Source organism: Bacillus cereus group sp. MYBK108-1 (assembly GCF_051917185.1).
Classification (GTDB): domain Bacteria; phylum Bacillota; class Bacilli; order Bacillales; family Bacillaceae_G; genus Bacillus_A; species Bacillus_A cereus.
Window position 1 is genome coordinate 259,097 of sequence record NZ_JBQAHZ010000001.1, and the last position, 21,421, is coordinate 280,517.

Here is a 21,421-nt window from a genome sequence, read left to right on the forward strand (position 1 = left end):
ATCGTTACCCCCACATTCAAGAATATAAAATTATACCTATTAATTCACATTCTTTCCTATTTATATCCGCTATTACTTTTTGCACTGTACGTAGTGAATCTTTTCGCTTTTTAACTGCTAAGACCACTCCATCGCATTTCTCTGCAATAATGTGCGTAGCAGGAAGATCAAATACTTCAGAAGAATAAAAGAAAATGTAATCAAAATCTTCTTTCCACTTAGCAATCGCATTATCAAATTCATCCATAGCAACTAAGGGCGTCCCTGTGTGTACTGTTTTTTTTGCAGGAATACAATATAAGTATTTAGACAAATTACTAGAAAAAGATTCATAATTGTAGGGGGAAGAGCTTATTATATCGTTTACTGTTATCATGTGATCACTTTGTAATAATACATGTAATTTAGGGTCAGAAAAATTCACATCAATAAGTAACACCTTTTTCTTCATTTCCGCAAACACTAGACCCATATTTACTATAAGCGAGGCAACAACCCCTCTGTCCTTCGTTGAACTAACTGTGAACAGTTGTTTTCCAGTTTTTTTCAGATCGTGATACACCGTATAAAACTGCTCCTTCATCAGATCATCATGCAGATCGAATGGCAGCTGTTTCTTTGTCCTAAACATCGACATGTTCACCTCGATATATAGATGATTGTTTATCAACCTCTGTAGGTTTCTTTTTTCTATTCGATTTCATATTTATGTGACCAATAACAGAGACTGTTGTTATTTTCTCTAAATCTTGTTCCGTGTATATACGTTCATCAAAATAATCTCGAAATACAGCTAAACCTATCCCAACAAAAAAACTAACAATTAAGGAAATAGGAATGATCAGTTGAAATTTTGGAAACAATTTTTCAGCCTGTTCCTGTAACTCAGGATCCGTCAACACTTTCACACCTTGTACATTTGTGTACTGTTGAAAACTTTGTTGTGATTGCTCTGCCAATGTCTTTACAATGTCTTTCACGACTTTCGGATTGGAATCTTTTACTGTAACAGTTACAATTTGTGAGTTGTCCATATTCACCACCGAAATTTTTTGTGCTAATTCATAACTTGATTGCTCTAATCCCAAAGTTTTTTTGACTGTTGAAATAATTAATGGGCTTTTTAAAATATCAACATACGATGTTACTAGCTGCTTATTTTCTTGTGTTTTATTTGTTGAATTTTCCTTATTAAACTCATCTAAATTCCCAACAAGAATTTGCATTGAATATTGATATGACGGCTTTAAAACATACATAGAGATAAGAACTAAAGAAGCGGTTAAACAACACATCGTTAAAATAATCGTTACGAATCTTCTTTTCAATAATTGTTGAAAATCTTTTATACTCATTTCTTGCTTCAATTATTTCACCGCCCTTTTCTGAATAACATCCTGCAAGTCACCCTTTACAGATAACCCTCTCTTCTTTCTATCCACTTGTTTTGTTACATAGTTTCCGACTCTGAATGCAAATTTTTCTACATATATATACGAAAGTATTGCAAGTATAAACGAAAAAATAAGGGAAAAAATTAAAATAATAGGCAACGGTAATATTTCATGGAGCATGTATATAAGGGAAAACAACGATATAATATGGTATAAATAAAGACTGTAAGAAATCTTCCCTAAATATAACAAGTATTTATTGCGTAGCAAGGACGACAAAGTTGATATTGACAAGCTTAATATGACAAATAGACTTGCACTTATCGCCACTACGTAGTCTCGAAATATAAAATTATTGAGCACTTTTATTTCTCCAATAAGCCCTTCATACATAAAAAGTAAAATCGCAAATAAAAACCATGCAATTTTCGTGTTTTTAGTACAATTACTATAAAAAACTATTAATTTATTTTTATACTTCGCAATTAGTGCCCCTAGTAAAAACAGCACCGTATAATGCAACGTTAATGCATAGCTTGTTAATGTTAAGCCCGAGCGAAACAAAAATAATATTACGACAGAACATATACTAAAACTAAACAATAATAGTAATGAACACCTCAACGTTTTTCGTAAGCAAATCATCAAAATTAGCGGAAAAATTATTGATATTCGCATTTCATGGACAAGTGACCAAATCACACCGTTATATGCATCTGTATTATATTTCCCAACCAATAAAATATGTTGCGCTATTAAACTTGAAGAACTTTCAATCGTCCACGAGCGATTAAACCATTCACTTAAATAAGAAATACCATATCCACTAATTGTAGTCTGGCATATAATAGCTATAATTAGTGCTACAATATAGGGAATGTATATTCTGCATATACGTTTTAAAAGGTATGATCCATAACTACTATAGGTTTTTTGAATAGATTCATACAAAACAAATCCGCTCAAAACAAAAAAGATAATAACAGATTCATTACCACTACTAAAAATTAGACGAGCAGGCGTTTCTTTTAATAGATACACAACAAATGGTTTATTATCTTCATAACTGTAATTTTGAAATGCTGAAAAAATCATTAAATGATGACCGATCATTACTATTAATGAAGAAATCCCTCTTATAGAATCCAATTCCTCGTATCTCTTCATCTTTTTACATCAACTCCTAATGAAATGATAATAATCATTTCAAAGCGACATCTTTATTCATATTCCTCTCCTTTCTTTTCATTCCAATTTTTCATATTAAAATGATTTTATAGTATAAATTTGAGTGTATTGTAACATTTTTTGTAATATTATGAATAGCGAATCTCAAAAATTGGTATATACCAATTTCAACCTCGAAAAATGAGTAATATTGATAGAAAAACGCTATAAAAATATCTTGCAAATTTACATAAATTAAAGAGATGAATAGAGTTTTTTCAATATAAAATAAAAAAGATAGCCTGCATAGGCTATCTTTTTTATTTTATTTAATTACTAGCACCACTATATGCTACATGTCGTTTCTCAATTCTCTCTTCAATTTCTTTCATATTTTCTTTATTATTTAATAGTGATTGTTTATTTTCAATTAATAATTGTTTAAAAGATTTTCTCACTTTTTTTCTCATTTTCATTGTCCTCCTTGGGGGATGGTTTATATAAAAGATAAAGAATTATCTGTGTGTCCTTATAATAATTGATTGTTGTGAATTCTATTTGAACTTCATATGAAAATTCCGTTTATTTTCTGACAACTTTGTGAACACGAAAAAAAGACTCTCTAAAACTATGTTGAAATTAATTCACTTCATTATAAAAATTACTATTTTCATCAACTTTTATCATTATATCTTATCGAAACATTTATATATTTAAAATTGAGTTCGACATAATTTTATTTACTATAATACTGTTTACAAAAACAAAAAGAAGGTGTCACCAAGTCAAAGTTCGACTTATGCAACATCCCTCTTTCCAAACTATTTATAGCATATTTATTAATATTTCAGGTCTTCCCCAATTCATTTCTTCACAAACAAATCTAAGTTTTTCTTCATCCATTGTGTGTAATCCCTCTTCTAGTAAACATGAAATTGGAACTTCACAGTGAATTTGTGCTAATTGCAACGAAATATTTAAGTTCTCTAAATCACTTTCAATCTTCGTACGCTGCGCTTTTGTTAATGATTCTACATTTTCTAGTACAGCGGATACTGTTCCGTGCTCTTGAATAAGCTTATACGCTGTTTTTTCACCGATACCTTTTACACCTGGATAATTATCACTTGTATCTCCCATGAAAGCTTTTGCATGGACGATTTGCCACGGCTCTACACCTTTTTCTTCCATGATTCTCTCCGGTGTGTAATATTCGTAATTTCCAATTCCTTTACGCAGAAGCATAACTGTAACGTTCTTATCAACAAGTTGAAGTAAATCTGTATCACCAGTTAAAATATAAACTTCAGCTTCATTGCAGTATTGTTTTGCAAGCGTACCGATACAATCGTCCGCTTCGTAGCCTTTCATACCGATAACTGGAATGGATAATTTCGCAGTCATTTCTTGCACTAAATCAAATTGAGGAATTAATTCTTCTGGTGGCGCTGCACGATTTGCTTTATAATTCGAGAACGATTCTGTTCTAAATGTCGTACTTCCCATATCCCAGCATGTAACGATATGTGTTGGTTCGATCGCTTGCGTAGCTGTTAACAAGTGTTTCATATAACCATGAATCCCGTTCGTAGGGGTTCCATCTTGTCGTTTCATAAATTGTCCGTAGACACTTGTTGCGTAAAAAGCACGAAATAATAGTGCCATACCATCAACTAATAATACTTTTTTCATAATTCCTCTCCTATTAAAAAAATAATAACCTCACGTTATCACGTAAGGTTATATAAATAGATTACCATTCTACGTTTTTGCTCAACTTTGTCTATTATACATTGTTTTTGTATATTTAGCACCATTAACACATTAAGACGTTCTACTACAACAAGTATGCAATATGCCTGAATACGTATTTTTTCCAGTAGAAACAACGATAGCTTTTGCATTTCCACTAACGATATGCGAACCTTTAAAACATACATTTTCAAGCTCAAGTGGATTATAATCTTTCATCCGTTTTAATGGAATAAATCGTTTACGTTCAAGGTGATAGCAGCTCTCAAACTTCTCTATATTCGCTTCGTTTCCCGTTAACACAGACTCATTCACTAATAAATCATCTGCATAAATAATACGTACATCAGCTGGCACAGCATCTCCAGCCGAAAGAAAAATCATATCTCCAGGTACAAGTTCTTGCACTGGTATCTCCATCATTTTCAGTTTACTATTTAGCCCTGTACTACTAGAACATTCTACTCTAGATACAGTAATCGTTTCACGTTGTAATTCATCACACACACGTTGTTTTGAAAAACCTGGAATCATGCCACCAAGCTTCATCATTACTTCTGCGAGAAGTGCTCTTTTTGAAGTTAGTTCATTTCGGCCATATACTTGAATACGTTTTTGTGCCTCTTTCATTGATAGTCCGTCTCTTGTTGTTTTAAAATATGCAAATACAGATTTTACATCTCTTGTTGCAATTTCAATTAATAAATCTTTATTTTTTTGGAGCATTGTTTGTTCTTTTATTGATTTTTTACTCAGTTTATATGACGTGTTACCCACAGTTTTGTTTGCATATAACATATTATCGTCTCCTCCTTTACAACATAGGAAGAAACGCTTTGTTTCTCAATTTATCCACTTTACTGTGAAAGTTTCTCGCGTTTTATAAACGCTACATTGTGATAAATATAGAGGGAGGAACAAATCGTTTCCTGCCTACATCATATATTTTTGATTTGAAGTATATGGGTAACGGAACCGAGTCAGAATTTGACATGCTCCTCACCTCCTCGTTTAATTTTATAGTTTATACTATGAAATTACTCATAGCTTGGTAACAAAAAAGACCCCTACCCTTAAGAGAGTAGCGGCCATTACATACACAAATAAACGATTTCTAATATAATTAGAAATCTACGGACCTCTCCCTCACCGAGTTTTAGCACTGTATAGCATAGGTACATTACCAGCTACGTTAAGAAAAACCTTAATTCGATCATTCCTGTTGACCCATTGGCGTCTCTCGACATTTTTGGGCAGTAGCATTTCTCTATACAGGAGCCTCACCTAACAGAGACTTATTTTCATTACATTGAAAATGTTACTCTTATTTAAAATAGATGTCAACCGTAGCCTACAATTTTTTCAAAAGGTATGGCAAACTAACGTATATAAAGTGTAACTTTAATCAGTGGGGGTTTTGTTCATCCCCCACTGATTATTAGCCCTCACCAATCGGGCTTTTACGGAATAAAATAAAAAACTTTACGTTTAAACGTAAAGTTTTTAATAAGTTATACAACCAGCAATTACAATCCCAATTGAAAGCGATAAAAACATAAGAAAAAGACCGACTGCTTGATTATCTTCTTCGAGACTTTTGTTTATATTAAAGCGTGGTGTAAGCCACTCAGCTAAATAAAAGACGATAATTTGAGCCAAAACCCCAACTGCTCCCCACGAAATCATATCAAGAAGTGAAATTGAATTAGCTGCTGTCGAATATAAAACAACAGCTAACCCAAGTAATCGTCCTCCAAGCACATAGCTTACCGCCTTATTTCCTTGAGCCATTAACTTAAATTCCTTTACTTTCGTTGTCACTTCCATCAAGAACAGACCTATACATAAAAGGCCGAGTGTTACTACTAAATATAATAAAAAATTAATCATTTTTCCCCCTCCTTTTTATACCTACCGGTAAATAGTACGATTCATTTCCTGTAATCTTTTCTCCCGCACGAATACCGATACTACTCGCTTTTCCAGCAATTAAAAACGAACCAAACACATATGACAGTTTCTCGATCCCTTTTTCTGTTTCCAAGGATACGACTGGCAGTTCGATATACTTTTGAAATATCGGCAGTGACGCTTTATATGTTTGGTGTGCATTTTGAAGCATAATATTTTCGTCTTTATCGCGAATCGTAATTGTATCTCCTTCTCTCCCAAATGAAGGTTTTTGAACGAAAGAACCTTTTCCTAAAAATAAATCTGGTTCTAAATATGTAGGTAACATATATTCTTTAATCCACTGTTGTTCCTCATTTGTATAAAAGGCCTCTTCTTCTGCTAACCCCCAAATAAGACACTGAATTGATTTTGGCTGAAGTAAAAATGCTGACAAAGGATTTATTATAAAAAGCTTTCCGGCTTTTACAAGTTGTAACAATTCCACACCTACCAAATCTCCTGTTTCAGGATCTTGATCCTCAATTAAATCTTCTATCGGATATGTTTGGCGATATAAAACATCAATCTTCGCCCCATCTTTATCGACTAGAGCATCCTTTGTAATTCTAAGTTCTGACATTGGCACTACTTTATTTTCAACATGGCATAGCTGACTTAAATACATAGTGGTATTCCAATCCTCGATATGTTCATGATGTGCTGTAAAAACAACATTTGGATTATCTAATCCCTTTGTCGCTTCCATTACTGCTTTCGTTACACCAGAAGATAGCAATCGTTCTTGATCCGAGTTTGGATCATCATAGCCTAGATTTCCACATACTTTCCCATTCATTTGAAAACATTCCACAATAAAAGTTGGTGTATCACTATTAAACTCAAGCATTTTGATTTTGTTATCCTCTGTTACAGCAAAATCAAATCGCGAAATTACAGATTCAGGATAGAGCCTTTTCATTCTAATGAAAGATAAACTCGCGGATGGAAAGCCAAGATCTAGAAGCTGTTCGTCACTTAAATTACGCAGCAGTCTAGCAGTCTTAAAAAATATTTTCCCCATTCGTTCAGTCGCTAAGTGTAATTGATCCAAAGTCTGATTTGTTATAGAAAAAACATGAAACAAACTATACTCACATTCATATAAATCCGACCAAAAATCCGGATATTTTAAATAAAATTCTTTTCGATCCCTTATGTATTGCGACATATTTTAGCCCCCAAATCCTCCCTTTGAACCGCTTCCAATTCCACCTTTAAATTCAGCAGACGATTGATACGATTTAAACGCCGATGAATTTTTAAAAGTGGATTTATTTTGATAGTATCGCCCACCATAGAAATAATGCCCACGATAACCTGAACTACTATCATCACACTGCCATACCCCAAGTTCATCATCCCAATCCCAATCAGAACAACTATTATCATTCGGTTTTGGGGGAAGATCTTGTGCGCAACCAAATAAAGTGCCAGTCATTAAAGACGTTACGACACCACCTACTAGCCATTTCGTTTTTGTCACCTTCGCACTCCCCTTTTTAAATTCTATTCCTATTATATAGGATGGCATGATAAAGTAGAAGAAAAAGGAAGAAGAGGGATTAAATGCGCTTAGAATATCGACTTAATGATGAAACGAAAGGGTATCCTGCTTTATGGAACTACGCCAATATTTCTAATTCTGAAATTATCGCACGCATGACTTGTGAATATTTTATTAAAGAGAAAAATACTTATGTTGTTACTGCAACTTCGGTTGATCCAGACGGAACAGCAGTTATTTATATTCAAAAAGAAGTTTTCGCAAATGACCCTTCAGACCCTACATACTCCTACATCGGTTTTGAAATTAGAGAACTAAGTGAAACGAGTTCAAACATAGTAGATAGTCAAGATGTATGGAACTATGAAGAAATTTTACCATCTCTTCATTCAGATATTATATATATTCAGCGAGACGGCATGTCTATGGAGTTCTCCTTAGATTCAAGAGAGATTGATGAAGACAGAAAGTGCTACATTTATTACGGAAACTTCACAGGTGAATCAAGATAATATTGATATATCTATGCAACAAAAAAACCTTACGTATAAAACGTAAGGTTTTTATATAGCCCCACATATGCCGTTCTCTCTAGATGTCCATAAACCTGCTCTCACAGGTGGATGCTCTCACAAATGTTTGTAACTTCCTTCTTAAAAAGATGGCATGTTAGCTACATTTAAATATTGAACTTCCATATTAAACTTATTGGTTTAAGACATGCATAAGCTACGTACACCGTAGGAATTTTATATAAGGTTAGTTGAAATAAGACCCCCGCACGTGCCGCTCCTCGTAAATGTCCAAAAACCCGCTACTCGCAGGTGGATGCCCTCACAGTTACCGTACATCTTCCTCCACAAGGAAGGCTTGATGATGGTCGCTAAATATTGAGCTTCCGTATAACTAACATCGGTTTTAGACATAAATAAGTTACGCACACCGCAGGATGTATTATTTACTTGTCGTTATATTATCACATTGTTTCCAATGTGTAAAATACAAAGTTTTTCGAGCAATCTCTTGCTTGTGACCTTATTTTAATACAAATTATTTTTGCATGCAAGTGATTAATCTTCTTCTTTTGCAATTTGATTTTCTGGATAAGAAATCCAATCACTCCAGCTACCTGCATACAATTTTACATTTTGGAATCCAGCCAATTTTAATGCAACGATATTTGGACATGCCGTAACACCAGAACCACAATATACAATTGTTTCCTTATCTTTCGACAGATTTTGGAATCGTTCTTGTTGCCCAGCTTCATTCTTAAATTGTCCTGATTGCAACATTCCATCCTTCCAGAAATGGTTTACCGCTGTTGGAATATGTCCTGCTTTATGATCGACAAGTTCCTCTACACCAGCATAACGTTTCGGCTCTCTTGAATCAATTAATGTAACATCCGCACCTGCACGGATATTCTCTCTGACCGTTTCCATCGTTACAAGCATATGATCTTGTATATTAGCTTTGAATGTTTTTCGTATAGCAACAGGAATTTCCGCTGTTGTCGGTAGTCCATTCTCTTTCCAAGCCGGGAAACCACCATCTAATATATATACTTTCTCATGTCCTACATAGTTACATAACCACCATAAACGAGCAGCATTTGCACCGGCTTGACTGTCATACGCAATTACTGTCGTATGCTCATCAATACCAGCCTCCGAAAGCTTGTCTGCAAACTCCTCAATATTTGGTAAAGGATGGCGGCCACCATGTTCTGCTATAGGACTTGATAAATCTAAATTCAAATCAAAATATAACGCATGAGGAATATGTCCTTCTTCATACTTTTCTCTACCCCAATTAGGATTCGCTAAATCAAAACGACAATCGATTATACGGACATTCTCATCTTCTATATGCTCACGTAACCATTCGACTGTAACTATCATCTTTAAAGACCTTCTTTCTCTTTCAAACGACTTACATACTCCATAACCATTTCTTCTGTAACATATTTACGCTGCAAGGTAACACCATTTTTTGCAAGATCATTAATTTGCTTCGTTACAACATTAATGACATCAACCGAAAATTCTTTCCCATTTGACGCAAGAGATACGGCAGCTTCAATAGCTGCTTCACGCTGTGCATCTAATTGTAAACATGCTTTTACACTTTCATTTTGTTTACGAGAATGTGCTGTAATTGCTTTATGTACTTCCATCTTCTCTTCCCCCTAAATAGTTATACGTTTTTATTCAATTCCATTGCAAGCCGGATCATATCACGACATACAATCCCATTTTCAATAATCTCTTCTTCATAATGCTTCGAAAAGTAATCAAAATCAATAGAAAAAATACGAAATCCACATTTTTGATATAAAGCAAGTTGTGAAACACTAGAATTGCCTGTACCAACTTCAAGTTTTGACATACCGTATCCTTTAGCAGTTTCTACAGCATGCCTTAATAGCTTCTTCCCAATCCCTTTTCCTTGCAAATGCTCTGCAACCGCAATATTCATGATTTCCATCGTCTTTGGCCTTGTTTCCAAAAGAACATATACACCGATAACGCTCCCCCCCTGCTTAGCTACGTATGTTAATCCTCTTTGTACATACGTAGCTATTTGCCGTTCACTTGGATCAGCAAGTAGCAATAAAGACTTCGGTATAGCCTCTTTTGGAATACGTTCTATTACAGCAGACATAAAAAATTCCCCCTTCTCTATTGTTCTAAACCCTCCTTGTCTACCATAAGTAATAGAAAGGAGGGATTCACCATGGACAACAATGAGAAAAAATGCAACGTCATCTCTATTGATGGAAAGAAGAAGAAAAGCGACACGTATTCCTATCCAAAATTAGTAGTTGAAAACAAAACATATGAATTTTCTTCATTCGTCTTATGCGGTGAAACACCAGATGGCAGACGACTCGTTCTTACTCATATGATTTCTACCGATGAATTTGCTGGATTTGTAAAATCTTTAGATACTGTACTGCAAAAGAAAATTGAACGAATCTTTTTCTCATAACGACTATATAACATAAATTTCTTTTTCAATCTCTACTAACTGCTTTTGCAATTGTTCTTTACTTTGTTCATATAGAGATACATCGATCGTTTCAGCCAATGCAAACAATATACTTTCATAATAGTTCATCACATCTTGCTGCATCACTTTTTGGAATAAGTTCCACTTCATATCCCACTCTTGCTTATAATGATGAACAAATAAATCTTTTTCATCAGCTACATAGTTTGATACGAACGGTTCTAATACAGATTTAGCGTCTTCTTGCATAAAAGCTTTGTCATTCTTTTCAAAAAAGCTTTTCTCATTTTTAAAATGTGCCAGTGCTTTTTTGAAATCTTTTATTTCAACTGAAGGGAACGGTTCTTTATGTGTAATATCTTTATATTCATACTCCACTGTTCCATTCATAGAAATTGATTCATTTTCTACTTTACAGTTCACTACAATTTCGTCCTTTGCACGCTTCATCGCTTCGTCTATCCATTTTTCAAGGCGTAATGATGTCGCACGCATTTCTTGCAATAAATCATGCTGAATAAATGCTACTAATTCCATAACACACTGTTGCAATTGTGTTTTCACATTTCCATCCGTTCGAAGTGACGCCGGATTAATAAATTCAGTAAACACATCGTTATAGCGTAGGAATAGACGCTGTTGCACGTAATAAAGCAACTCTTTCACTTCATTTTGCATCGCCTGTTCTTCAGCAAGTACACTATATGATGAAATGATATGAAGTAGTTGATCACGCTCTGCTTCATATTTTTTCGTTTGCTTCTCTTTCTCTTCATTCCCCTGTTTTGCACCCTTTATCATGTTTACTAAAAGCTGATCTGCCCCTTGCAAAGCACCATATAGAGCATGCACAGAAACAAGCATTAAATCTCTCATCATAAAGGACGTAAATGATTCCTCAAACTTCGTAATCCCAGAGTTTTGTAAAATACCATACTTCTCTTTTTCAACATTCTTTCCTTGTTTCTCTTCAAGCGCACATAAACTTGAAATTGCAAATAAACGCGGATTTCTAATACCGTATTGCAGCAGCTGATCTGCGATATAACCTTTTACCATTTCAAGTTCTTCTTCAGACTCTGCTAAATCCGCCGCATTAATTAAGAAGAACATTTTATCAAGGGCAAAAGTATCCTTTACACGACCAAGCTGAATTAAAAATTCACGGTCAGCACGAGAGAATACATGATTATAATATGTTACAAATAAAATAGCATCTGCGTTTTTAATATACTGGAATGCAACATCCGTATGGCGAGCATTAATAGAATCCGCTCCAGGTGTGTCTACAAGCGCTACTCCCTGCCTTGTTAAAGCACAATCATAATAAAGTTCCATATACTCAACGAAGCATGATTTCTCTTCATTCGCTACATAATCAGAGAACTCTTCTAATGTAACTTGTACTTGTTCTCCTAAATAAGTAGAAACTGCATCATATCCTTTTTGTACCGCTCGTAAAAAGCTAAATGTTGTTTTTTGCTTCCCAGTTGGTGAAGGATATTTCATAACTTTATCAATTTGTGCTAACGCTTCATCTAACGTAGCAATCTCATAATGAAACAGCTTATAAACAGCTTTCATATCTTCTAATAACGCTTGCTTTGATTTAAACTGAACAATTACTGTTCCGTGTGGTTTTTCCTCTGTAACCGGCAAAATTTGATTAATCGTTGCCGTCGTCGGGTTTGGTGATACAGGAAGTACTTTCTCACCGAGTAAGGCATTGGCAAATGATGATTTTCCAGCACTAAATGCCCCGAATAACGCTACTGTAAATTGTTTTGTTTCCACACGTCTTCTTTTCTCTATTACCTCTTGCTGTACATGTTTCAGCGCTGGCAATGGCTCTAATATCGTTTCAGCTTTTTTCACTTTCTCTAATATCCGCTGAATATTTAAAGCCGCCGTTCCTTTCAGCTCTTCTTCATGAACCGCTACGTTATCGCTTACGATTTCCTGCTCTTGTAGTGTAAATTTCTCACTAACAATTTGCTTTTCCCTTTGCAATATCTCATCTATTTGCAGCCCTTCAGGCGTAGCAACATGATCGTGCCAAACATTTCGTAAATAGTCTTCATATGCCTCCAAATTGTTACTGTATTGTAATTGTGTTTCTTTCGCCGTTTGCAGCATCGTATATGTTTCAATCTCTTCTTCAATACGAGCAACTGCTTCTCTCACCTTTTGCTTTAAAACGACCGCACTTTTATCAAAAATTTGCTGCGCTTTTATAAAATAACGTTTCTTCAGTTCATTCGCTACATCCGCTGTATAAAGAAGTAAGTAATCACCTGTGAAACCTGCGCCTTGTTTAATTACTTCAGCCAACATTTCTGGTCCGAAAGCAATTTCTAACCCATATATGTCTTTCCCAATTTCCTCCGTGAACAATCCTTCTTCTTTTAAGAAGGCTACAATAAATTCCTTCACATGAAAATCAAGCTGCGTTTCAACAGTCTTTTGAAGGGCAGAATAAAACGCCTCTACACGTCTTTGTTTTTCTTGCTCCGTCTTTCCTTTCGCAAATAGCAAACCGACCTTAAATTTTGTTAATTTCGTTTCTAAATATGCATTTGCCAATTCTCTCATTTCAAACGGCATTAAATATGCGTTATCTAATATAGCTTGTAAACCTTTTATAAATTCATTTCTCACATAAGATTCTTTACTTGCCTCACGATTTTTCGCTTCCGTTAACTCTTCCTTCTTTTCAACTACCTCTGAAATAGAAAGTGGTGATGCTAACTCTTCCTCATATTTCAAGAGAGCTTTTTCATTTTCAGAAACAATAAACGAGAAATGTTCCCCCATTAAATATTCTGTTTCTCGCTCCATTCCATTCCTTACATACTGCTCTTTTTCTTTCATAATAGAAGTAATTAACGCTTCTAAGCTTCTAATTTCATTATGTGGATGGTTCATCATTCGTAATGACGTATAATAAACACCATCTACTTCAATATCCCAGTTAGAGAATGATTGTTTTACACTATCTTTATAATTCTCAAACGATAATTCATTTTCTTTATGTTTATCTATTTGATTTACAACGAGATAAACCGTTTTATTACGTTGTTTCAATTCTTTAACAAATTGTAAATTCACTTCCGATTGGACGTGATTATAATCCATCATATAAAAAATGACATCTGCCAGATGAAGTGTCGACTCTGTCGCTAATTGATGGGCATCATCTGTTGAATCAATCCCTGGTGTATCAACTAACATAACCCCTTCAGGAATCGGCGCGTCGTTTCGATAAATATGAACACCAATTACTTCATCGCCGTCTTTACAAATTTGTTTTAATTCTTCTGCTGAATATGCACCGTCATATTCGTACTGCTCTCCAGATTTAACCGTTACAACAACACGATCCATTCCTTTTTCAATTTTGACAACGTTAGCGCTTGTCGGAATTGGACTTGTCGGTAACAACTGCGCTTTATATAGATGATTCATCATCGTTGATTTCCCTGCAGAGAAGTGACCGCAGAACGCTATCATAAGCTGTTCTTGTTTATATTTTTGAATTACCTCAAACAACTTTAAACTATTCTCTGCATCGCCGTGTTTTTGCCACTCTTCATAAAAACAAACAAGTTTTTTCATACCGTTTGTCTGTACTATGTTTGTCATCCCCTTGTTCCCCTTTATCCAAGATGTATATACTTTTCCCCGCTATTTGCGAGCTCATAACCAGTGAGAGTTACACCTACCCATTGATTACAGTTTCACTTTACTATCATACTAAATTTTCAGCATATTCTCATTAAAAATAAAAAATCCCTTTCATTCTTTTTACAAATGAAAGGGATTTTATGTCATATCACTCATTTTGCTGTTCCTACTCCATTTAAAACATACTTCGCAATAACTGCATATACAGCGACTGTACCTGCTACTAATGCATATACCATACTTACGCACCAACCTTTTTTTGATAATGATTATCACTTTTGAATACAGTTTATCATTAAAGAGAATCATTATCAACACTTTTCATAAAGAAAGCTCCTTATAAGAAGGAGCTTTACTGCCTGTTTTGAAAAAGGTTAAAACTTGTTGTGCACTCTTATTATATCTCATCCTACATAACTTAACAGTTTAAAAAAATGGAAATATCCCCTATCCCCTCCACCTTACATTTCGTATAATAAAAGGGAATTACTTAACAAGGAGGAAAAAAATGACACAAAATCTCACACAAGGCGAGAGGATACACTCCATTGATATTATTAGAGGAATAGCTGTACTAGGTATTTTTCTTGTGAATTGGCCTGTTATCGCCGGGGTTGACTCACGTGATCTTTCAGGAATTTACGAAGGGATAGACAGCTACATTCGCCTATTTTACGATATGTTTATTCAAACGAAATTTTATACAATTTTTTCGTTTTTATTCGGATTAGGTTTTTATATTTTTATGAGTCGTGCTGAAGCGAAAACAGATCATCCAAAAATTTTATTTGTTCGCCGCTTACTTATTTTATTATTATTCGGTTTCTTACATTACGTTCTTTTATGGGACGGAGACATTTTACATACTTATGCGATTGCTGGATTTTTCTTATTTTTATTTTATAAGAGAGAACCTCGTACTATTTTAATATGGGCTATCGTTTTATTGAGTATTTTTCAATTCATTATGCTAATGGCTGGTATTACGGTTGCATTGGTACCAAAGGAAGAGCTAGGTTTTTCCTTACCTATCATGCCATTAGAAGACTGGCTGTCACAAATACAAAATCGTTTCCATGCATTTTACGCTGATGGAATTGGATTAAATTTACTTATGCTCCCAGAAACAGTTGGGCTGTTTTTACTTGGTTTATACGCCGGCAAAAAGGATATTTTCCGCCGCGCGAAAGAGTTAGATCCAAAGCTTAAAAAATGGCAAATTATTATGTTCTTTTTTACATTACCAATGTGGTTCTTCATGGTTCGTTACTTCTTATCAAAACCATTTTATGAACCAATTTATATGCAGGTCTTTACAATGTTTAGCGGAAAAACGTTATTCATATTCTACATTTTCACACTAATGCGTTTATTACAAAAAGAAAAATGGCAAACGTTATTACGTCCATTCCAATACGTTGGACGAATGGCATTAACAAATTACATCTCGCATACAATTGTTACATTACTTGTATTTGGTCTATTTCTTAAAAATTATTATCCTGCTCCATTATGGGTTGGACCAATATTCTGCATTAGTTTCTACACGTTACAAATCTTTATTAGCCGCTGGTGGCTTTCACATTACCAATACGGGCCACTTGAGTACATTTGGCGTCTTGGTACTTACGGGAAAATGATGCCACTTAAAAAGAAAAGCAAGGTCTCATAACGAGACCTTGCTTTTTTACGCTTCTCTTACTGCATTTTGCATAGATACTGGCTCTTCTTCTACTTTCACTTTGCGCTGCGGCACCATATTAAATACGATATTTAAAAGTACTGCTGACGCACTTCCAAGTACAATTCCGTTATCTGTTAAAATACGAATGCTTTCTGGAAGTTGTGAAAATAATGTAGGAACGACTGTTACGCCAAGCCCAATTCCGACAGAACATGCAACGATTAATAAGTTTTCTTGTCTTCCGAAGTCAACGCTACTTAACATTTTAATACCATATGCCATAACCATACCGAACATCGCTAACATCGCACCGCCCAGTACTGATTTCGGAATAATTGTTGTAATAGCTGCGATTTTAGGAATGAAACCAAGTGCGATTAACATACCACCGCAAGTATAAATAATAACGCGATTTCTTACTCCAGTTAATTGAACAAGTCCTACGTTTTGAGAGTATGTTGTATATGGGAACGCGTTGAAAATGCCACCTAACACCATCGCTAATCCTTCTGCGCGATAACCTTTTGTTAATTCTTTTTCACCGATTTTTTTATTGCAAATATCAGATAATGCAAAGTATACACCCGTTGCTTCTACAATCCCTACACAAGCAACGAGAATCATCGTAATAATTGGTGTTAATTCAAATGTTGGTGTACCAAAGTAAAATGGTTGAATACCGTGGAACCAATCCGCCTCTCCAACCGCTTGCAAACTTACTTTCCCCATAAACGCTGCAACGATAGTACCGAACAATAGACCTAGTAAAATAGAGATTGAACGAATAAATCCATCAAAGAAACGATACATAATGATGATAAATAATAACACACCAAATGCTAATGCTAAATTTTCAAGACTACCGAAATCCTTACTTCCTACTCCTCCAGCCATATCATTAATTGCTGCTGGAACAAGTGTAACTCCAATTACAGTAACAACAGATCCTGTTACAACAGGTGGAAACAGTTTTACAAGTTTTCCAAATAATTTCGCAAAAATAACAACGAATAACCCAGCAGCAATAATTGCTCCATAAATTGAAGACACACCGTATTGTTTTCCAATCGCAATCATCGGTCCAACGGCTGTAAATGTACAACCAAGTACAACGGGAAGTCCTATACCGAAAAAGCGATTTGATAATGCTTGTAAAATTGTCGCAACGCCGCACATTAATAAATCAATTGAGACTAAATATGTTAATTCTTTTTGATTTAAACCAAGTCCACCGCCCACAATAAGCGGAACGATAATTGCTCCAGCATACATTGCCAGCATATGCTGCATACCAAGCGATGCAATTTTAAATGGATGCTGCTTCATCGTTTATTTCACCTCCGCAGTTTCTTGCTGTACAAATGTAACTGTGCCGTTATCAAGTGATGCAATTTCTGCTAGTGATTCAACACGAACGCCTTGTTCACGAAGCTTCTTTCCTCCGTCTTGAAATGCTTTTTCAATAACAATTCCAATTCCTGCAATACTTGCTCCTGCTTGCTCTACTAAACTCATTAAACCTAAAGCAGCCTGACCGTTTGCTAAAAAGTCATCGATGATTAGCACGCGATCATTTTCATCGATATGATTTCGAGATAATGAAATTTCATTTGTTTCTTGTTTTGTAAATGAATATACGTTTGCAACGTACATATTATCTTGTAACGTTAACGATTTACGTTTTCGTGCAAAAATTACTTTTACACCAAGCTCTAATGCAGCCATAACTGCTGGTGCAATGCCTGAAGATTCAATCGTCACGATTTTTGTAATGTTCTCTTCTTTAAAACGTTTGGCAAATTCTTTTCCGATTTCTTGCATAAGTACTGGATCAATTTGATGATTTAAAAAAGCATCTACCTTTAATACGTCACCAGATAAAACCTTTCCTTCGTTCAAAATCTTTTCTTGTAATACTTTCATGTTTGTTCCCCCTCTTATGCAATAAAAAAACTCCAAAAGCCGCCACCACTCGTTACAAGTGAGAGACGCGCTTTTGGAGTTTCGCAAAAAAAGAATGCTAAACAAGCAATTATATTCGTCCTCACTCATAGTCAAAGTATTTACGGTACTTCGGTAGAAACTTGCAGGCCATATCCCCGCGATTATATGAGTGTAGCTAACTATTTATTTTATAGAAGGATTATAACGTACTTTTTATGCTTTGAAAAGCATTTATCGAAAAAACACGTACAAATTTTTAAAAACTACTATTTTCGTTCGAGTTTTGCAAACTCTTTCATTCCCAATTACAACTTCGTTAAAATGATTGGCCCATCTTTTGTAATCGCAATTGTATGCTCATATTGAGCTGATAATTTCCCGTCCATCGTTCGTGCAGTCCACCCATTTAAATCTACTTTAGAATATCGCATACCTATATTTACAATCGGTTCAATTGTAATTACCATTCCTTCTTGTAACTGAGGTCCTTGTCCTTGTTTCCCAAAATGAAAAATTGCTGGTTCTTCATGAATCTCTTTACCGATTCCATGTCCCGTAAAGTCTCTTGCAACAGAAAAACCTTCATTTGTTACATAACTTTCAATTGCATAGCCAATATCTCCTACATGGTTATCGATTATCGCCTGGTCAATTCCTTTATACAAAGCATTCTCAGCTACTAACAACAACTTTTCTGCTTCATCAGAAACTTTTCCAACCCTATACGTCCAAGCAGAATCTGAAAGACCCCCATTTAAGTTTACTACCGTGTCAATTGTTACAATATCACCCTCAGTTAAAGGAACATCGGCCGGAAACGCATGACACATTTCATCGTTTACAGATGCACATATCGCATATGGATATCCGTTGTACCCTTTCTGCTCAGACGTTGCACCATGCTGTTCTAAATATGCTTCAACAAACGTATTAATTTCTTTTGTAGTAATACCTGGTTTCATCATCTTCGCAATTTCTCTATGACATGAAGCAAGTAATTTTCCAGATTCATGCATTAACTCTATTTCATTTTTCGTTTTAATTATACTCATGCTGTCTCTCCTTACTAAACTTGCTATTTACTATTAAACTTCAATCATACACATCCTCTTCCAAAATTTCAAAACTTCCAATTACAAAAAGTATGATTTATTTCTGCATAAAAAAACAGAAGGAGATTCTTCTGTTTTTTAATCATTTTTACATATATAATTCATTTTCAAAAACTCAAAACAACTACCATTTGTTTTCTGTATAAACGTTCCAACTACTTCAAACCCTGCCCTTTTATACACTTTAATCGCTCTCTCATTAAATATAGCTACTGATAGTGTTATATACTTGCATCCATATTTTTCTTTACTAAAAGCTAGTATAGCGTTTAAGAACTGTAAACCAAATCCGTTCCCAGTTATATTAGGTCTCATTCCAAGACCAATATCAACCGTTCCGTCATTTATTTTACAAACAGTAAAATAACCAATGAGAGTGCCATTTTCCTTCACAGAAAATGTATGATTCCCTCTACTTTCATCATGTAAAAATTCAGCTAAATCTTCTTCATCTGCCTCTATATCGTAAAAGGAATATTTCCCTTCATGATGCCAGTTGTATGCAATTTCTTCTGCTTCTTCTTGCGTCATTACTGTATATGTATAGTCCATTCTCCCATCCCCCTTTAAAAAAGAGCTGCAATTAAGCAGCTCTTTTTTTACAACTCATAAATCTCTTTATATTTCGCTTCTAAATAATCGGCTAAGTAGTTTGCATTTAAGCCTTCACCTGTTACATCTTCTAAAATTTCAAGCGGCTTTTTCGTTTTACCATATTGGTGAATATGTTCTGTTAACCATCCACGAATCGGTGTTACGTTTCCTTCTTCTAATAATGCATCAAAGTTCGGAATGTCTTTTAACATTCTTTGCTTAAATTGCGCTGCATACATGTAACCAAGCGCATAAGATGGGAAGTATCCAAATGAGCCACCAGCCCAGTGAACATCTTGCAATACACCTTGTGCATCATTTTCCGGACGAATTCCTAAATATGCTTCCATCTTATCATTCCAAGCTGCTGGTAAGTCCTTCACTTGTAATGTACCATCAAATAATTCTTTCTCTAATTCATAACGCACCATAACATGAAGCGGGTATGTAAGCTCATCTGCTTCTATACGAATGAATGACGGCTTCGATTCGTTAATTGCATCATAAAACTCATCGACTGACATATCATCAAATTGACCATCGCTATACTCTTTTAATAAATCATAATTTTTCTTCCAGAATGATTTATTACGGCCGATAAAGTTCTCAAAGAATAATGATTGTGATTCGTGAATACCCATAGATGTACCACTGCAAAGTGGTGTACCTTCAAATTGTTCTGCAATGTTTTGTTCATATACTGCATGACCACATTCATGAATTGTTCCAAATACAGCCATACGGAAATCTTTTTCATCATAGCGTGTCGTAATACGAACATCCCCTCTATTTAATGTAATTTCGAAAGGATGCACTGTTTCATCAAGACGACCTGCTTCAAAGTCATAATTCAATTGCTTTAATAGTTCTAATGTAAAGTTCTTTTGTTTTTCTTTTGAAAATTGTTCCGATAAAGCACTTGTTTTTAATCCTTTTTTAGACTCAGAGATTTCTTTTACAAGCGGCACGATGCGCTCACGAAGTTGACCAAATACGTGATCTAAAACTTCTACTGTAATACCTGGCTCATACATGTCTAATAATGTATTATATTTATATGTTTCATAACCCCAATATGTAATAAATTTCTTTTTAAATTCAACAATTTTTTCTAAGTATGGGCGGAACATTTCGAAATCAGATTTTTCACGAGCTTCTTCCCACACACTCTCTGCTTTCGCTTCTAATTTCACATAAGCCTCATATTCAGCTTGTGGAATTTTTTTATTTCTATCATATTCTTTCCGACACTCTTCAACCATTTTCTTCGTTGTTTCAGAAAGTTTATCTTCACGTATTAAAGCTTCAAGCTCTGTTAAATAGTTTCCCATCTCATCTGAAGTCGACATAGCAAACACTTCTGACGAAAGCATACCAATTACTTCTGAACGCTGATCTACACCTTTTTTTGGTGCACCTGTTCTTAAATCCCAAAACATTAAACTTAATGCTTCTCCGTAATTCTGTATCTTCTTCACGTATGTTAAAAATTGTTTTTCTACTTCATATGTAGCAACTGTCATCGTATAAAAGCCTCCTTTTTCTACCTCAAGTTTAATTCGACACAGAAACATAAATTCCTTTTATAATAGAAAAAAAGCTTGGCAAGCGCCAAGCT

Annotated in this window: 21 protein-coding genes, 2 other RNA genes and 2 riboswitches; of the genes, 3 read left to right on the forward strand and 20 right to left on the reverse strand. The window is 34.8% G+C overall.

What is annotated here, in order from left to right:
- Positions 1-16: 16 nt before the first annotated feature.
- From ACTFSL_RS01260 to ACTFSL_RS01300, 9 genes are all read right to left on the reverse strand, one after another.
- The gene (locus ACTFSL_RS01260) at positions 17-637 is read right to left on the reverse strand and encodes a CpsD/CapB family tyrosine-protein kinase (RefSeq protein WP_119683163.1); all 621 of its coding nucleotides are present in this window, start codon (positions 635-637) and stop codon (positions 17-19) included.
- Positions 624-1,367 (reverse strand): YveK family protein, encoded by a 744-nt coding sequence (locus ACTFSL_RS01265; RefSeq protein ID WP_065382081.1) that lies wholly within the window; start codon positions 1,365-1,367, stop codon positions 624-626. The genes ACTFSL_RS01260 and ACTFSL_RS01265 overlap by 14 nt, the downstream gene beginning before the upstream one ends.
- Positions 1,368-2,561, reverse strand: coding sequence for an acyltransferase family protein (locus ACTFSL_RS01270; protein WP_088338370.1), 1,194 nt, complete (start codon positions 2,559-2,561; stop codon positions 1,368-1,370).
- A gap of 329 nt (positions 2,562-2,890) precedes the next feature.
- The gene (locus ACTFSL_RS01275) at positions 2,891-3,031 is read right to left on the reverse strand and encodes an FbpB family small basic protein (RefSeq protein ID WP_001228048.1); all 141 of its coding nucleotides are present in this window, start codon (positions 3,029-3,031) and stop codon (positions 2,891-2,893) included.
- A gap of 355 nt (positions 3,032-3,386) precedes the next feature.
- Positions 3,387-4,253 (reverse strand): 5'-3' exonuclease, encoded by an 867-nt coding sequence (locus ACTFSL_RS01280; protein ID WP_000757073.1) that lies wholly within the window; start codon positions 4,251-4,253, stop codon positions 3,387-3,389.
- 132 nt (positions 4,254-4,385) lie between these two features.
- A complete protein-coding gene (locus ACTFSL_RS01285) occupies positions 4,386-5,111 on the reverse strand; it encodes a P-type ATPase (RefSeq protein ID WP_088338529.1) in 726 nt (241 codons plus the stop codon).
- Between the two features lie 335 nt (positions 5,112-5,446).
- A riboswitch (M-box (ykoK) riboswitch) is annotated at positions 5,447-5,612 on the reverse strand.
- Between the two features lie 204 nt (positions 5,613-5,816).
- Complete coding sequence (locus ACTFSL_RS01290; protein WP_088338530.1) at positions 5,817-6,203, reverse strand: DUF350 domain-containing protein; 387 nt, start codon at positions 6,201-6,203, stop codon at positions 5,817-5,819.
- On the reverse strand, positions 6,196-7,434 hold the full coding sequence (locus tag ACTFSL_RS01295) for a glutathionylspermidine synthase family protein (protein ID WP_088338531.1): 1,239 nt from the start codon (positions 7,432-7,434) through the stop codon (positions 6,196-6,198). The genes ACTFSL_RS01290 and ACTFSL_RS01295 overlap by 8 nt, the downstream gene beginning before the upstream one ends.
- Positions 7,435-7,437: 3 nt before the next feature.
- Positions 7,438-7,749: a hypothetical protein gene (locus ACTFSL_RS01300; protein WP_000169030.1), complete on the reverse strand. Its 312-nt coding sequence runs from the start codon at positions 7,747-7,749 to the stop codon at positions 7,438-7,440.
- Positions 7,750-7,832: 83 nt separating this feature from the next.
- Here ACTFSL_RS01300 and ACTFSL_RS01305 point away from each other — a divergent pair, with 83 nt between their 5' ends.
- Positions 7,833-8,282 carry a hypothetical protein gene (locus ACTFSL_RS01305; protein ID WP_001235523.1) on the forward strand — a complete coding sequence of 150 codons (450 nt, stop codon included), beginning with the start codon at positions 7,833-7,835 and terminating at the stop codon, positions 8,280-8,282.
- Positions 8,283-8,336: 54 nt separating this feature from the next.
- Here ACTFSL_RS01305 and ssrS (ACTFSL_RS01310) read toward each other — a convergent pair.
- From ssrS (ACTFSL_RS01310) to ACTFSL_RS01330, 5 genes are all read right to left on the reverse strand, one after another.
- A non-coding RNA gene (gene ssrS / locus ACTFSL_RS01310) (6S RNA) lies at positions 8,337-8,520 on the reverse strand.
- A gap of 21 nt (positions 8,521-8,541) precedes the next feature.
- A non-coding RNA gene (ssrS, locus tag ACTFSL_RS01315) (6S RNA) lies at positions 8,542-8,724 on the reverse strand.
- 116 nt (positions 8,725-8,840) lie between these two features.
- A complete protein-coding gene (locus ACTFSL_RS01320; RefSeq protein ID WP_000637556.1) occupies positions 8,841-9,674 on the reverse strand; it encodes a sulfurtransferase in 834 nt (277 codons plus the stop codon).
- 2 nt (positions 9,675-9,676) lie between these two features.
- On the reverse strand, positions 9,677-9,949 hold the full coding sequence (locus tag ACTFSL_RS01325; RefSeq protein ID WP_000451817.1) for a YpbS family protein: 273 nt from the start codon (positions 9,947-9,949) through the stop codon (positions 9,677-9,679).
- 20 nt (positions 9,950-9,969) lie between these two features.
- Positions 9,970-10,437: a GNAT family N-acetyltransferase gene (locus ACTFSL_RS01330; RefSeq protein ID WP_088338533.1), complete on the reverse strand. Its 468-nt coding sequence runs from the start codon at positions 10,435-10,437 to the stop codon at positions 9,970-9,972.
- Positions 10,438-10,509: 72 nt separating this feature from the next.
- On the opposite strand from ACTFSL_RS01330, the gene ACTFSL_RS01335 reads away from it, so the two are divergent.
- On the forward strand, positions 10,510-10,764 hold the full coding sequence (locus ACTFSL_RS01335) for a DUF3931 domain-containing protein (RefSeq protein ID WP_000369740.1): 255 nt from the start codon (positions 10,510-10,512) through the stop codon (positions 10,762-10,764).
- 3 nt (positions 10,765-10,767) lie between these two features.
- On the opposite strand, the gene ACTFSL_RS01340 is transcribed toward ACTFSL_RS01335, so the two are convergent.
- Complete coding sequence (locus ACTFSL_RS01340) at positions 10,768-14,427, reverse strand: dynamin family protein (RefSeq protein ID WP_119683162.1); 3,660 nt, start codon at positions 14,425-14,427, stop codon at positions 10,768-10,770.
- A gap of 550 nt (positions 14,428-14,977) precedes the next feature.
- On the opposite strand from ACTFSL_RS01340, the gene ACTFSL_RS01345 reads away from it, so the two are divergent.
- Positions 14,978-16,141: a DUF418 domain-containing protein gene (locus tag ACTFSL_RS01345; RefSeq protein ID WP_088338535.1), complete on the forward strand. Its 1,164-nt coding sequence runs from the start codon at positions 14,978-14,980 to the stop codon at positions 16,139-16,141.
- Between the two features lie 15 nt (positions 16,142-16,156).
- Here ACTFSL_RS01345 and pbuX read toward each other — a convergent pair whose 3' ends face one another.
- From pbuX to ypwA, 5 genes are all read right to left on the reverse strand, one after another.
- A complete protein-coding gene (gene pbuX, locus ACTFSL_RS01350; RefSeq protein WP_048538184.1) occupies positions 16,157-17,479 on the reverse strand; it encodes a xanthine permease PbuX in 1,323 nt (440 codons plus the stop codon).
- A gap of 3 nt (positions 17,480-17,482) precedes the next feature.
- Positions 17,483-18,076: a xanthine phosphoribosyltransferase gene (locus ACTFSL_RS01355; protein ID WP_000866483.1), complete on the reverse strand. Its 594-nt coding sequence runs from the start codon at positions 18,074-18,076 to the stop codon at positions 17,483-17,485.
- Positions 18,077-18,184: 108 nt separating this feature from the next.
- Positions 18,185-18,286, reverse strand: a riboswitch (purine riboswitch).
- Between the two features lie 116 nt (positions 18,287-18,402).
- A complete protein-coding gene (locus ACTFSL_RS01360; RefSeq protein WP_000022484.1) occupies positions 18,403-19,149 on the reverse strand; it encodes a type I methionyl aminopeptidase in 747 nt (248 codons plus the stop codon).
- 138 nt (positions 19,150-19,287) lie between these two features.
- Positions 19,288-19,761, reverse strand: a complete 474-nt coding sequence (locus ACTFSL_RS01365) for a GNAT family N-acetyltransferase (RefSeq protein WP_088338536.1) — start codon at positions 19,759-19,761, stop codon at positions 19,288-19,290.
- Positions 19,762-19,808: 47 nt separating this feature from the next.
- The gene (gene ypwA, locus ACTFSL_RS01370) at positions 19,809-21,326 is read right to left on the reverse strand and encodes a carboxypeptidase (RefSeq protein ID WP_088338537.1); all 1,518 of its coding nucleotides are present in this window, start codon (positions 21,324-21,326) and stop codon (positions 19,809-19,811) included.
- Between the last annotated feature and the right edge of the window lie 95 nt (positions 21,327-21,421).